The organism is Candidatus Reidiella endopervernicosa (genome assembly GCF_013343005.1).
Taxonomy (GTDB): Bacteria; Pseudomonadota; Gammaproteobacteria.
The window spans coordinates 1,779,591-1,793,204 of the sequence record NZ_CP054491.1 but is presented as its reverse complement, the minus strand read 5'-3'; the positions used below and the strand labels follow the sequence as shown (position 1 = coordinate 1,793,204).

General features: G+C 52.0%; 15 protein-coding genes and 1 pseudogene. 9 read left to right on the top strand and 7 right to left on the bottom strand.

The features are described 5' to 3' along the window. The first annotated feature begins 58 nt into the window (after positions 1-58). Entirely contained in the window at positions 59-1,282 is a 1,224-nt protein-coding gene (locus HUE57_RS19625) for a diguanylate cyclase domain-containing protein (RefSeq protein WP_272902036.1), read from the top strand. Beyond that, a complete protein-coding gene (locus HUE57_RS20275; RefSeq protein ID WP_174673101.1) occupies positions 1,267-1,458 on the top strand; it encodes a diguanylate cyclase domain-containing protein in 192 nt (63 codons plus the stop codon). Before HUE57_RS19625 ends, HUE57_RS20275 begins: the two co-directional genes overlap by 16 nt. 12 nt (positions 1,459-1,470) lie before the next feature. Here the strand turns inward: HUE57_RS20275 and HUE57_RS09980 are convergent, their stop codons facing one another. The 6 genes from HUE57_RS09980 to HUE57_RS09955 form a co-directional block, all read right to left on the bottom strand. Further along, complete coding sequence (locus HUE57_RS09980; protein ID WP_174673100.1) at positions 1,471-2,355, bottom strand: radical SAM protein; 885 nt, start codon at positions 2,353-2,355, stop codon at positions 1,471-1,473. 167 nt (positions 2,356-2,522) lie between these two features. Beyond that, the gene (locus tag HUE57_RS09975) at positions 2,523-2,756 is read right to left on the bottom strand and encodes a hypothetical protein (protein ID WP_078484693.1); all 234 of its coding nucleotides are present in this window, start codon (positions 2,754-2,756) and stop codon (positions 2,523-2,525) included. 129 nt (positions 2,757-2,885) lie between these two features. Further along, positions 2,886-3,683 (bottom strand): MinD/ParA family protein, encoded by a 798-nt coding sequence (locus HUE57_RS09970; RefSeq protein WP_174673099.1) that lies wholly within the window; start codon positions 3,681-3,683, stop codon positions 2,886-2,888. Between the two features lie 904 nt (positions 3,684-4,587). After that, the gene (locus HUE57_RS09965) at positions 4,588-5,559 is read right to left on the bottom strand and encodes a glycosyltransferase family 2 protein (RefSeq protein ID WP_078484696.1); all 972 of its coding nucleotides are present in this window, start codon (positions 5,557-5,559) and stop codon (positions 4,588-4,590) included. Between the two features lie 177 nt (positions 5,560-5,736). Next, the gene (locus tag HUE57_RS09960; protein WP_078484697.1) at positions 5,737-6,930 is read right to left on the bottom strand and encodes a pyridoxal phosphate-dependent aminotransferase; all 1,194 of its coding nucleotides are present in this window, start codon (positions 6,928-6,930) and stop codon (positions 5,737-5,739) included. Continuing rightward, positions 6,920-7,681, bottom strand: coding sequence for an HAD family hydrolase (locus tag HUE57_RS09955; protein ID WP_078484698.1), 762 nt, complete (start codon positions 7,679-7,681; stop codon positions 6,920-6,922). Before HUE57_RS09955 ends, HUE57_RS09960 begins: the two co-directional genes overlap by 11 nt. A gap of 405 nt (positions 7,682-8,086) precedes the next feature. Here HUE57_RS09955 and dksA point away from each other — a divergent pair. The 7 genes and pseudogenes from dksA to HUE57_RS09915 all read left to right on the top strand — a co-directional run. Beyond that, positions 8,087-8,482, top strand: a pseudogene (dksA, locus tag HUE57_RS19090) (RNA polymerase-binding protein DksA); the annotation flags it as partial. A 95-nt stretch (positions 8,483-8,577) separates the two neighbouring features. After that, on the top strand, positions 8,578-9,255 hold the full coding sequence (locus tag HUE57_RS09940) for a nitroreductase (RefSeq protein WP_078484701.1): 678 nt from the start codon (positions 8,578-8,580) through the stop codon (positions 9,253-9,255). 17 nt (positions 9,256-9,272) lie between these two features. Beyond that, positions 9,273-10,181, top strand: coding sequence for a tRNA glutamyl-Q(34) synthetase GluQRS (gene gluQRS, locus HUE57_RS09935; RefSeq protein WP_174673098.1), 909 nt, complete (start codon positions 9,273-9,275; stop codon positions 10,179-10,181). A 791-nt stretch (positions 10,182-10,972) separates the two neighbouring features. Next, positions 10,973-11,221: a CDP-alcohol phosphatidyltransferase family protein gene (locus HUE57_RS19085; protein WP_320416291.1), complete on the top strand. Its 249-nt coding sequence runs from the start codon at positions 10,973-10,975 to the stop codon at positions 11,219-11,221. Between the two features lie 386 nt (positions 11,222-11,607). After that, the gene (locus HUE57_RS19955; protein ID WP_320416232.1) at positions 11,608-11,784 is read left to right on the top strand and encodes an adenylyltransferase/cytidyltransferase family protein; all 177 of its coding nucleotides are present in this window, start codon (positions 11,608-11,610) and stop codon (positions 11,782-11,784) included. Positions 11,785-12,540: 756 nt separating this feature from the next. Then, positions 12,541-12,735 carry a hypothetical protein gene (locus tag HUE57_RS09920; RefSeq protein WP_174673097.1) on the top strand — a complete coding sequence of 65 codons (195 nt, stop codon included), beginning with the start codon at positions 12,541-12,543 and terminating at the stop codon, positions 12,733-12,735. Positions 12,736-12,832: 97 nt separating this feature from the next. Further along, a complete protein-coding gene (locus HUE57_RS09915; protein WP_174673096.1) occupies positions 12,833-13,264 on the top strand; it encodes a hypothetical protein in 432 nt (143 codons plus the stop codon). Here the strand turns inward: HUE57_RS09915 and HUE57_RS09910 are convergent. Next, the gene (locus HUE57_RS09910) at positions 13,194-13,535 is read right to left on the bottom strand and encodes a hypothetical protein (protein ID WP_078484977.1); all 342 of its coding nucleotides are present in this window, start codon (positions 13,533-13,535) and stop codon (positions 13,194-13,196) included. The two genes, HUE57_RS09915 and HUE57_RS09910, sit on opposite strands and share 71 nt — an antisense overlap. Positions 13,536-13,614: the final 79 nt, after the last annotated feature.

The window sequence follows — 13,614 nt, the reverse complement described above, 5'->3', positions numbered from 1 at the left end:
GACTATCGGGGACTAACCGCCCTCACTTCGCTCTCCATGGCGGTCAGCGTATGAGGAGATTGTCGATACACACGTTGCCGATCTACTCGGGCAGGAGATATTCGAAGACATTAAACCGCGAATAGATCGCTGCCTGGCGGGTGAAACAATTAGCTATCAAGGCTGGTTCGATTTCAAAGGGCCTGGTCGTCGGCTGATGGACGTCAGCTACTCACCGGCAAAAGATCACAACGACAAAATTATTGGCATGGTCGTAAACGCTCGAGATATCAGCGACCAGAATGAGGCCGAGAGTGAGCGGCGTCTGGCAGCAAAGGTCTTTCAGAATGCCGGCGATGCGATTCTAATCACCGATAGCAAAGGCAACATTCTCGAGGTCAATCCCGCCTTCTGTGCCATTAGCGGTTACGAGCGTAGCGAGGTACTAGGCAAGAACCCCAATTTTGGAAAGTCAGGACGACATGACCACGCCTTCTATGAGGCGATGTGGAAGGGCCTGCTCAACTTTGGTCGTTGGGAGGGTGAGGTCTGGGATCGGCGCAAAAACGGTGAGGTCTACCCGAAGTGGTTAAAAATCACTGCTGTGGCCGATGCCACAGGACAGGTCAACCACTACGTCGGCATCTTCTCCGACATCAGCGAACAGAAGGCTCAGGTAGATCGACTACAACGACTTGCGCACCACGACCCGCTGACCGAGCTGCCTAACCGCGCCCTCTTCTATGACCGACTCTCCCAGGCGATCGTTCAGGCACGGCGTGATGAGCGTCGTATTGCGGTGATGTTCATCGATCTCGACTATTTCAAAGTGATCAATGATGAGCATGGTCACGATGTCGGAGATCGACTGCTCTGTGGCGTTGCTGATCGGCTCTCCGGCTGTGTACGCGAGTCCGATACTGTCGCAAGACTGGGGGGTGATGAGTTCACGGCTATTCTCACTGATATCGCCAATCCCTCGGGAGTCGCTATTTTTGCGGAAGCATGTTTTGGGCATCCAAGCCCAAGCAAGCGGCAAATACTTAACGCGACCGTTTATGCCTACGGCGCCCCGACGTCCTGCGTTCGTTGCGTAATCACCTCTTCGCGGCTCTACACAACTCCCTCACTGACTCTACGCCGACATAAAGCCGCTGCTGCATCTTCTCCGTCGTTCGCTCACGCCTCAACTACGAATATGCAGACGGCGTCGACTATCGGGACTAACCGCCCTCACTTCGCTCTCCATGGCGGTCAGCGGAAGCCGCATCAGCCGTTGCCGAGAAGATGTCTGCTTCATTGAAAAAACCGATCAGCATAGGTCGCAACAGACTCCACGTAAGCTGCAGCATTGGCATCTCGATTTTCCCAGACTGCTGCACCACCGCTGATGAACTGATCAAGTGCGCTGACAACGCGCTCTACCGCTCAAAGCATCTGGGCCGTGACCGTCACACTCTCTTTTTGAATAAAGAGTAGACTCGAGAACAGTTATCCTTCCTGCATTTTTTTGCGACACCCCTGGCGCAGACGGATATCCTGCTCTGCCCGCTCCATGAAGGGAATATCAACCACCGTTTCTACCGGGGCTTCAATAGTTGAAGACCAGAGATTCTTTCTTTCTAGCTGGTGTGTTCGAGTCATACCTGCCGTCCCCAAACAGTAGCGACAGGCTGCCAGCGGTTGCTGCGAATGACGAAAGTCACTTAACCGTTTTCTAAATCGAAGCGAGTCTTCAATACGCAATCGATCATGCTCAAACGGAGTCTGTTCGCCCGCAAGCCTAGGTCCATAGATGCTTTGTGGACAGCGATAGAAGTAACCGTCATGAATAACATCACACCGCCACAACTGCACCATCCTGCATGACTCAAAGATTCTTCGGGTAAGCGTACTATCGCGATTATTGTGCGTCGAATACTGGACTCTGAACTCACTAAACTGCAGCAGTTCCAACTCAACATTGAACGCTGCCGCCCTGCTCTTGATCAGTTCAACCGTCTCATCAGAGAGCCCCGGCTTGGGATAGATTGAGACATCGAGAGCATCAATCGCACGCCACAATTCATCCTCCATCTTCGGTAGCAAGATACCGTTTGTTACTAATAAGATTCGGGGGGCAATGCCGCTCTCTCGAACCACCCGGATCACCTCGAGCAGTTGTGGGTGCAGTAGCGGTTCACCGCCAATCAGCTTTATTGTTGATGGTAGATAGTGTCTCTTCAGCGCTGACAGCTCTCGACCTAGCTGATCAGGATCGATAAAGCGCTCGGCAACACCGGGGGAGCCGTGATTACAGTCACGACAGGTAATATTGCAGTGATCGACCACATTGATTTCGCAACAGACCTTCTGTCTCACCTTGCTGGTAAACAACGAACGAAGACCCACACTCCCCCCAGCCCGAACCACATCGGAAATAATTACACACTCACCCTGACCAATCCTGGCCAAAAGAGTCCCTGAGGCAGTACCCGACTGGCAATCAACCTCTTCGAATCGCCATGAGGCGCTTCACTGTCAATAGAGACCAGGCCGTAACCCTAAGATGAGATACCCGAACTGACGTAGACGCCATCACGATCGCGTTTCAACTCCTCGTCAGTACTGAAGTGCTGCTCATCTGCCTCTAGCTGCTGCACCTCTCGGCTTTTGTGACCACTGTGGAACAGTAGCCGATCAATCACCGCATTGATATCGCTATAGGGGGCAACCTGCAGTTCCAACAGACGATCATAGACCGCCTGATCGAGATTCACCTGTACCTGTCTAGCCATCACCCACCTCCTCTCACATGCGTGAGCCCAAAGCTTTCCATACTATTATAGTCAACTATTGGGATCGAATGAGTTCACTTAACCATTCACTAACTGGCCAGAGCATGCATCAATCGATAGATAAAACCATCATCGGTTCGCTCTGGCTTCTGCTCGACGTGGTGTGACTGGTGGCTGTTCAAGGTCCTGGCGATGCGGCGTACGGCGTGTGCCGCCTCGCTGCTCGGATATTCCATGATGAATGGGCGTTTTTTTTCGTACGGCATCGGAGACCACCCCATCAAAGAGGATATATCCATCATTCTGTAGGCGACTATGAATGAAATTGAGCGCGATGTGACTGATTCGGCGGGTCGCCCGCTCTGCATCCTGTTTACTACGTGCCATGTTGAGCAACAGGTGGATATCCGCCTCGGGTGCCATGCCATGGACCGTCTTTATCGCTGCATAGGCATCCACCATCGAGGTCGGTTCGGGCGTTGCCACCACCAGCACCTCATCGGCACTGCCAGTAAACATCGTGGTGTTACGCGAGATTCCCGCACCGGTATCGATGATGAGGTAATCCGCCGCACCGCTGAGAAAGTAGAGTGCATCACGCAGTTGCAACTGCTCATCCTCACTCAGATTGGCAAGGTGCTCATCGCCAGAGGCACCCGGCACTACCCCGATACCGTAGGGCGTTTCAATCATAATCTCATCGATACGCTTTCGACCCGCAAGCACATCAGCCAAATTATCTGTCACGCGCAGATTGAGTATGACATCGATATTGGCCAGCCCCATATCCATATCCATCAGGATCACCCGCTCACCAAGATTAGCCAGTGCAATCGATAGACTCACCGCGATATTGGTTTTTCCGACTCCTCCCTTGCCCGATGTCACTGCAATGACCCGCGCCCGTGTTCCACTCTCTCTGTGCATTGCCACGCCCCTCTGGCCAACCCCATCAGCTAATTTTCAGCGTAGACGCAATTCTCGACTTGTATACTATGGTTTTTGACAACAGTTATAGTGAGCGGCGTAGATGTTTTCGTTAGGTGGTTGTTAATCAACGGTAATAAATATCGACAGGTCTATACACCAATAGCCAATTAATCTTCAGTCGAAGCGTAAACTTCTGTTTCACGACTCACTCCACCCGACAACTCACCGCTGCTCCGGTATCGATGCGCAAGAGAAGAAGCCGCCCTCCTGCTCCCTGCCACACACAGACCACACCCCATAATCTCTTAATCAATTCGCAACAGTCGGCACTACACTCAGCTCTCCGCTCTACCCGCCGACACGACCATTCTCAAAGCCAACCATGGCTGCGAAAGTGGCTCCGACTCTGGTATCGAAATGAAAACGTTAGTAATGGCCCCCGGAAACCCGCTGAATGTCGACATAGCCCACGGATTGGGGGGGGATTCGAGAAGAAGCTGTTTATCGATGAGGTCGACCATTATTTCTGTCTGCGAGCAAAGAGCAAAGGGTGCAGATTCTTTCAGGACCCAGCATGCTTGATGGAACACAATCTGGGGCAGAAGCAACGATACGGAAGCTTCATCAAAACACGGTTAAAAACCACCCACCCAAAAGAAGCTACTTCACTGTCAGGAACTCACCCTACTCGATAAACGATATGCCGACTTCTGCGACTACGCAGAGAATCGAAGAAGTAATCTATTAAGGGTTATAATTAATGGATGCACTGTAAGGATGAACGGTGTCCTGGAGAGCTCTTTTTCATGCTCATCGTCTATCTCCACGACAAAATGGGGATCTGTGGAAACAGGGTGAACATTTAGGCAATCCAGCCCGACTACTTAGATGTAGTTGTAGACTAGCTCAGAATATCCTTGAACAACGTCATGTTTGACTCGAACCGTCCATACTCACCACGCATCAGCATTGCCACTATCCGGGTGACCCTTTTGTGAAACACCCTTTCACGACCTATCTCCAGTCGTTTGTTGCAGTACGCCATCTTCTCATCGACAAAGCCACACCGTTCGCGATAGCCCTCTACACCCAAAGTACTCCTGAACCAGGTCGCAATAGCCTCCACCTCAATAAGCTTTCTCAGTTTCATCCGTTTTAAATGCCAACCGTGAATCACCTCCTTAATAGGAGATCTCACTTTCAGACCCAGCGACTGTCCGCTATGCAGACGGTATTGAAACAGCGGCTCTTCGACAGCAACGCCATAGTGGCCCTGAGTGGAAAACGCCAGTGCAAGCCAGTGGTCGTGAACCATAAAACCAGGAAACGGCGACACCAAACCTTTCAAATGCCCCCTAAAACAGAGAGCCGCACCGGTCACATAATTTCTGGCCAACAGCATCTCGCCCTGCAGATGGTGTTGGAGGTAGCGATCTCGCTTCCTGAGTGAAAACCCCACGCTTCTCCAGAGCTCCCTTCCAATCCCTTTTCCCGCCTCATCCACCAGTACCGCATCCGAGAAGGCGTAGCCTGCGCCCTCATTCTCTTGCATGGAATCAACCAGGGTGGAGACCTTATTTTCGTGCCAGATGTCGTCCTGGTCTGAGAGGAAGATCAGATCGCCGTTACAAAGTAAAACTGCTTGTTGAAAATTTTTTATGTAGCCTAAATTTCGCTCGTTATAAACGCTCCTGAAAAGACCGGGGTATGCTCTCGAATACTCCTCAATAATCTCCACCGTACCGTCGTGCGAAGCATCATCGCAAACGACTATCTCATCGGGCCGATGAGATTGAGCAAGAATGGAGTCGAGTTGCTGCGCCAGAAAACGAGTACCGTTATAGGTACACAGTGCAACAGAAACGGTCACCATATCTGCCCCCTTTTCACAAACCTACTCCATTTACCTATTCGACGTCACTCGTCGACAGGCGACGTATTATTAGAGACCGGGAATGCCGATCGGACCCGGCAGATCGGGTACGGCACAGGCGGTGAGCAGCGCCAGAACAGCCAGTGTGGTAATGAGTTGGGCCATTTTTTTCATCATCTATTTTCTCTTATTGTTGTGGAGCCACGCCTCGATCCGCGCCACACCCTCTTTCAATTTTTCAATCGAGGTTGTGTAGGCGAAGCGTAGGTAGCGCTCCGGTTGATTCGAACCAAAGTCGAGCCCCGGTGTAATGGCAACGCCTGCATCATTTAGCAGGCTGTTGGCCAGCTGATAACTATCACTACTGAAGCGCGAACAGTCGGCATAGAGATAGAAGGCTCCCTGTGGGGTAATCGGAATATCGAAACCCAAATGTCGTAGTGCTGGCAACAGGTAGTCACGCCTTTTACCAAACTCAATGCGACGCTGCTCCAGTATCGCTAGCGTATCCACTTCAAACGCGGCCAGTGCGGCATGCTGTGCCGGTGTTGGTGCGGCAAGAAAGATGTTCTGTGCAAGCTTATCGATTTCACGCACGTAGGACTCAGGTGCAACTATCCATCCGAGTCGCCATCCGGTCATGCCGAAATATTTCGAGAAGCTGTTGACGATAAAGAGTTGATCGGAAATCGCCGCCGCACTCGGTGGACGATCGGCGTAGATCAGGCCGTGGTAGATCTCATCGACAATGACCCGGCCACCCTTCGCATTCACAAACTCAACGATTGCCCTCAGCTCATCCTCGGGCACGATCGTGCCGGTCGGATTGGCAGGAGATGCGAGCAGTACGGCCCGACTCCGCTCGCTCCAGTGCGCCTCGACCTGTTTGAGGGTGAGCTGGTAGCCGCTCTCTGCATCGACGGGGATTCCGACGGCCTTCCCCTCGAAGAGTCTTACGAAGTGGCGATTGCAGGGATAGCCCGGATCGGCCATCAACACCTCATCACCCGGATCGACCAGCACACCCATGATCAACTGCAGGGCACCGGAGGCACCCGGGGTAATGATGAATCGCTCGGCAGGCACATCGGCACCCAGCTGATCGCGGTAGTATGCGGAGAGCGCCTCGCGCAGTGCAGGTAGACCGACGGCTGGCGTGTAGTGGGTCTTACCTGCCGCCAGTGCCGCCCTACCCGCCTCGATAATCGGTTCTGGTGTTACGAAATCGGGCTCACCCACCTCCATATGGATGATGGAACGCCCCTCTGCCTCCAGCGCACGGGCGCGCGCCAGTAGATCCATGACATGGAACGGTTCAATCTCGCCCATGCGCTGGGCGATATGGGCCTCAGGTGGCTGCTCAGCCGCCATGCAGACGTCTTACCATCTCAAGATCGAGACAGTTTGAACCGTTCGCATCACCGTTGATCACCTCGAACGGTGCATCGGGCTCACCCCACTCATTGAGGATGATTTCAGCACCCTCAAAATCCTCATCGCGTGTGTAACCGTTCACTGCAACGATGGTCTTCAGCTTGGCACCAAGCGAGGAGCGAATACCGTTATAAGAGTCTTCAAAGGCGATGCACTGCTCCGGCTTGAGCCCCATCTGCTCCATCGCATAGTCGTAGATATCGGGAGCGGGTTTTTTCGCCGGGACGATATCGCCTGCGGCGATCACTTCAAACCAGGCCATTGAGCCGGGTGCGAGTGCATTTTCCAGTAGCGCCTCGACGTTGGCCGGTGTGGTGGTGGTCGAGACCGCCAGTCGCAGACCTGCCGCACGCGCCTCGTCGATCAGACGTCTAACACCGCTGCGCAGTGGAATCACACCGTTACTGAGCAGCTTCACATAGTGGGCGGTCTTCGCCTTGTGCAGTCCGGCGATGAACTCATCGAGATCATCGGGACGTTTGAATTCGGTGTTGTAGTTATCGAGGTAGTAGCGGATGCGCTCCTTACCCCCGGTTACTGCCAGTAGTTTGCCGTAGAGCTCCTCTGACCACTCCCAGTCGAGACCGGCATCGGCAAAGGCGAGGTTAAAGGCGACGCGGTGACCATCTCGCTCTGTATCGGCAAGGGTGCCATCGACATCGAACAATAGTGCTTCCAGTTGACTCATTCTTTCTCTCCTACTTTCGAGCGCCGAAGCATACCGCAACCCCTGAACTCATGCAGCCACACCGCCGCCACAGATTGTAAGACATTGTAAAAAATGACTTTTTATTCGGTATACGGCCATTAATAAGACTATTGGCACCTCAATCTGCTTTTGGTATAGAATTCCGGCTTTGTTTTTAGCAGGCAGGAGCCTATTAAAATGGCGGTAAAGAAAGTCACCAAAAAAGCAGCAACCAAAAAAGCAGCCCCGAAAAAGAAGGCTGTTGCCAAGAAGGCAGCACCCGCTAAAAAGGCTGCTCCAGCAAAGAAGGCTGCTCCTAAAAAGAAAGCTGTCGCTAAAAAAGCGGCTCCTAAGAAGAAGAGCGCTAAGAAGAAGTCCGCTGCCGATACCGGTACAGCCACTGGCTTCACACCCTATGTAGAGAAGAAGGGTGAGGAGTACATGAACGACGATCACGTCGAGCATTTCCGTGATCTGCTGATGATCTGGAAGCATGAGCTGATGGAAGAGGTCGACCGCACCATGCACCACATGCAGGACGATGCGGCCAACTACCCCGATCCCAACGATCGCGCCACCCAGGAGGAGGAGTTCAGCCTTGAGCTTCGCACCCGTGATCGTGAGCGCAAACTGATCAAGAAGATCGACGAGAGCCTTGAGAACCTTGAGGCCGGTGACTACGGTTACTGCGAGTCGTGCGGTATTGAGATCGGTGTTCGTCGCCTTGAGGCACGCCCCACCGCCACCCTCTGCATCGACTGCAAGACCCTCGATGAGATCCGCGAGAAGCAGCGCGGCTGATCGTAGCGATCTGTAGAGCAAACAACGCCTCTCCCTGTGAGAGGCGTTTTTGTTTCTAGCTCCATAAATGCACCCTGATTAGCGAGCCGATAGCCATGACCGAACCACTCAACGCCATCGATGCAATCAAACAGCGTAGCTCCACCCGCGCCTACCTCGACCAGCCGGTGGGCCGAGAGCTGATCACCACCCTGCTCGATACCGCCCGTTACGCCCCCTCCGGGGTCAATATCCAGCCCTGGCAGGTGGCGGTGGTTACAGGTAAAACCAAGCGGCTGCTCGGTGAACGCATAATCGCCGCCCGAGACAGCGGTGCGACCGAGAACCCCGACTACGCCTACTACCCCTCTGAGTGGCGTGAACCCTACAAACAGCGCCGCAAGGCGACCGGACTGGCACTCTACAGCGCGCTGAAGATCAGCCGTGAGGATAGGGATAAACAGCGCGAGGCGTGGTATCGCAACTATCGCTTTTTTGATGCGCCGGTCGGTCTGGTTTATTTCATCGATAGCGATCTCTCACAGGGTGCCTGGATCGACATGGGCCTCTTCCTGCAGAGCGTGATGGTCGCGGCCCAGTCACTCGGCCTGGCCACCTGCCCACAGGCAGCGCTGGCGGAGTACCCCGATATCGTGCGCGAGACACTCGGTTATAGCAGCGACAAACAGGTGGTCTGTGGCATGGCACTCGGCTACGCCGATCCCGACCATCCAGTGAACAGCTACCGTACTGAAAGAGAGCCGGTTGAGTCGTTCACCCAGTGGTTTGAGTAACAGACAACTGTCCAACGATGACCGACGTCTCTAACTACATCGGCCGCTTCGCCCCCTCCCCGACTGGCCCACTCCACTTCGGCTCACTGGTCGCCGCCCTCGGCAGCTATCTACAGGCACGCAGTCGTGGCGGCCAGTGGCTGCTACGCGTTGAAGATATCGATCCACCGCGTGAGGTGGCCGGCGCCACCGACGAGATACTGAGAGCCCTCGACCACTACGGCCTCCACTGGGATGGCGAGACGCTCTACCAGAGCCAGCGCAGCGAGGCCTACCTGGAAGCGATCGATCAACTCCATCATGACGACGCACTCTTCTACTGTCGTTGCAGCCGCAAACAGATTGCCACGGCAGCAGAGCAGGCAGGCCTTGCCAGTGGCGTCTATCCCGGCAGCTGTCGCAGCACCACCCAACCACCACATGGCCATCACGCAGTACGCCTGCTGATCGAAAATGAGACGATCCGATTTAATGATTCGCTGCAGGGCGAAATATCCCAGCAGATGGCCCGTGAAGTAGGTGATTTTGTGATTCGTCGCGCCGACGGCCTCTTCGCCTACCAGCTGGCAGTGGTGATCGATGATGCCGCACAGGGCATCACCGAGGTAGTACGCGGCTCCGACCTGCTCGACTCAACCCCACGTCAAATCCTTCTACAGCAGCGCCTAGGTCTGCCACAGCCCGACTATCTCCACCTGCCGGTAGCGGTCAACGCCGCCGGAGAGAAGCTAAGCAAACAGACCTTCGCCACCGCCATCCCATTCGATAACCCAGTACCACTGCTTATCAAGGCACTGCAATTTCTTGGTCAAAAGCCCGACTCTGAACTCAGAGATGCCGAGCATGACGAGCTACTGCGGTGGGCTATCGAGCACTGGCGACCCGAGCAGATCGCTGCACAACGCACCATCAAGCACGCCAGGTAAGAATGTTGTACGGCTCAGGAGCAATATAATCTGGGAAATCCTTACAACGGTTGTTCCACACAAGTTATAAAACCAATCAGCTAACCGTGCAGCCATTTTCAATAGTCTAGTGTGGAATATTTAGTCCTGACGACTTAAATCACATCAAACCCGTTCTACATGTTGTTATTTTATTAATAAATACGTCATCTTCATTGATGCCAATGCGATCTATTACTACACCGATCTTTTTATACTTAACTGCCCCATGGCGAGTGCGCTGTGAGGGCTTGGATCGATATATTGTGTTAGACATGATAGAATCAGCAGCTCTGATAATCCTTACCTAGCTTTATAAAATTCTGCAGCGTAGTAACTACTCTAGGAATTTTTCTCCAGTTTAACCTGCTGGGCTAACTTAACTGCCTGAATAGAATGAAGAAAGCGGACGATGATTCTGTAGATGGATCGTTGCCTCTGCTTCAGCTCTTATCCTCCATCTGTCTGTATATCTATTTTTCCCGTTATCTGGTTCATTACCGGGTAATTGATTTATATATGCATGAATACCATCGAGCACCATAAGCTCATCAGCTCCTATCAGGGCTTTGCGTACGTGATGCCAAGTATCAGGTTTGAATTACATTGATTAGACGATTCCAGTGAATAGCATCTACAACGCCAAATAGTTGAAGGCGTTATCTCTACAAAGTTTATCTCACATGATTTTATAAGGAACACAATGACCACCGATAGAATAGAATCTCAGAGTTACAGCCAACCATTCTTCTTTTGTAAAAGACCTTCCTAATCTGTGCTCTCTTGCAGGGTTAGTCTGCACGCTGTTAGCTATCTACTTCACTGTTTTGGGTGTCTATTACGCAGCAATGATTGGCATGATCTGGGCCGTTGCTTTTGACTGGGGTGATGGACTTATCGCTCGCAGAATAACAGAACGGACTGGTAATGACCGGAATTTTGGTGGGCAACTTGATTCGTTAATAGACATCGTAGCTATGGAGTCACCCGGCCATTCTTCTGCTGAGCTATGGAAGATCTGAGCCATATTTTTGTTCGGCGCTTTAATAATTATTGGACCAGTGCTTTCGGTTAAGCTATTTTAATACATCGGTCTATTGAGATTCCAAATACACAGGAATGGCCCTCGACAACAATAACATCTTATTTGTCTTCATATTTTTGTTTGAGACAATTTTTAGTGGGGAAGTTTTTCAGTCATCCTTTATGTCAGCGTACATGGGATCGCGGCTTTAAATGTCTCTCAAATCAAAAACCAAAACTGTCAGGAAGTCACGCTCAATGTCTATATCCTTGCTATTTACACTTAGGAATAACAGGAATCTATAGCTGGAAACTTTTATAGCAAGAAACGAAATCATTAAAGCATCACAACGAAAATCAGTTTACTTCGGAGTAAAATAATACAATGGTTATATACACAGTAGGCACATTTGATTTATTGCATGTAGGACACCTTGCTTTGCTAGAGTATTGCAGAACATTAGGAGATGTTGTGGCCGTTGGCGTTGCATCCGATAGTGTAGTGAACTCTTACAACCCAATGTACCAGTCATTCCACTTGATCAACGAGAGGAGATGCTGAGAGGTTTACGCTGCGTCGACATTGTGCGCCCTTACTATGAGCTTGAATATGTATCTGGCTGCAAGGAATTGAACGTCGATATCTTTGTAGTTGGAAGACTGGGAAACAAACCCCATAATATCGCGGTGGAATCTTACCTAAAAGCGAAGGGAAACAAATTATCCAGGTTCTTTATAATCAACGCACTTCATCCTCTAAAATAAAACAAAACACCATCGCTCAATCTCATAGGTATGAGTATATGACGGAACAAGCTATCGCATAAAATAGACGGCAATATTCGAGTCGCCTTGCTTTTCTAGCAGCAAAACGTTGTGTTTAGTATGTGAATCTAGAGATGGCGATAGACCTTAGCAACACCACAGTGACCGAGCACATCCTTATGTTCTCTCCTACCAGAGCCATGTCTGCTATGAGGCTGGTAGCGGACATAGCAGTCTATTTACATTGAAGTCCACTACGGTCGCACAACAGACGAGTAAATCTTACGCCGACTGCCAGATCAGGTCTGAACAACCACCTTTCTAAAGAGTGTTTGTGAAAGATTTAACGTATTTTCTTCGTGTACCTTCACATCTCTTCGGCTCACGATTTCCGTAGCATTCCCGATTTCGAGCAGACAACCTACCCCATTTGTAACAGAGCAGCGCACTCAACTTCACACGTCGTTTGCGCTATGATGATCACTCCCTAAGCACTATCCGGTACTACCCATGGATCTAAGTCACGCCCCGGGAGTCGCTATTTTGCGAAAGTTTGTTTTGGGCATCAAGCCCAAGCAAACAGCAAAAACTTCACGCGACCGTTTATGCCTACGGCGCCCCGACCGTCCTGCGTTCGTTGCGTAATCACCTCTTCGCGGCTCTACACAACTCCTCAGTGACTCTACGCCGACATAAAGCCGCTGCTGCATCTTCTTCGTCGTTCGCTCGCGCTCTCAACTACGAATAGGCAGACGGCGTCGACTATCGCGGACTAACCGCCTTCGCTTCGCTATCCATGGCGGTCAGCGTTTGTCACCGCCTTTAAGGGCAACTTCAAGAGCACCATGAAGTGGGAGCAGCTCGACGCCTTTTGGGCACAGCTACGTGCCGTGGCCGACGACAGCTGGTACATCTACGCGGTCGGTGAAGCGCCACCCGAGCAGACCGTCAGTGCTGATAAGCTCATAGAGTTCATTACCGAAATCGATACGCTGCTGCGTAAGGACCATCAGGAGAGTTACTGCGCCATCGTCTATGCCGATGATCTTGAGAAGCCCAGCTACGTGAAAATCTTCGACCCCCACAACCTCGGCGTCTCCTGCGGCTTTAGCGACAATCCGCCGCTGCCGGGCTGGATTCTCTCCAGGATCAAACCCTGCGATCTCAACGTCGCCATGCCACCACCTGGTGGCAGAAGATGTTTGCCTAACGCTCGCCCGACCAGTTATAGCTACGCACCGTACCGTTCGGAGCAAAGCGCACCTGCAGCACCTTGAGGTTGGCTCGATCCATATCGGAGAGCTGACCCTTGCCGTAGAAGTAGAGCCACTCGATCAACCGTTCTCCATCGGCCTCCAGTGCAATACCACTACTGCGTGGCTCACCCAGCCAGGCACGGATATCGGCCTGGGTCGTCTCACCCTGCTTCACCCGGTCCTCAAAACTACCCAGATTAAAATCGCGTCCGACCTGCACTGAACTGCAACCCGCCAGCACCATCATCAAGACAACAGCTACCAAACCTTTCAACTCACGCCACATCGCCATCACACCCTCCCCATTACCGATTCATGTAGCCCGGATGAAGCAAAGCGCAATCCGGGAATTCGTGCAGACATAAACTTTT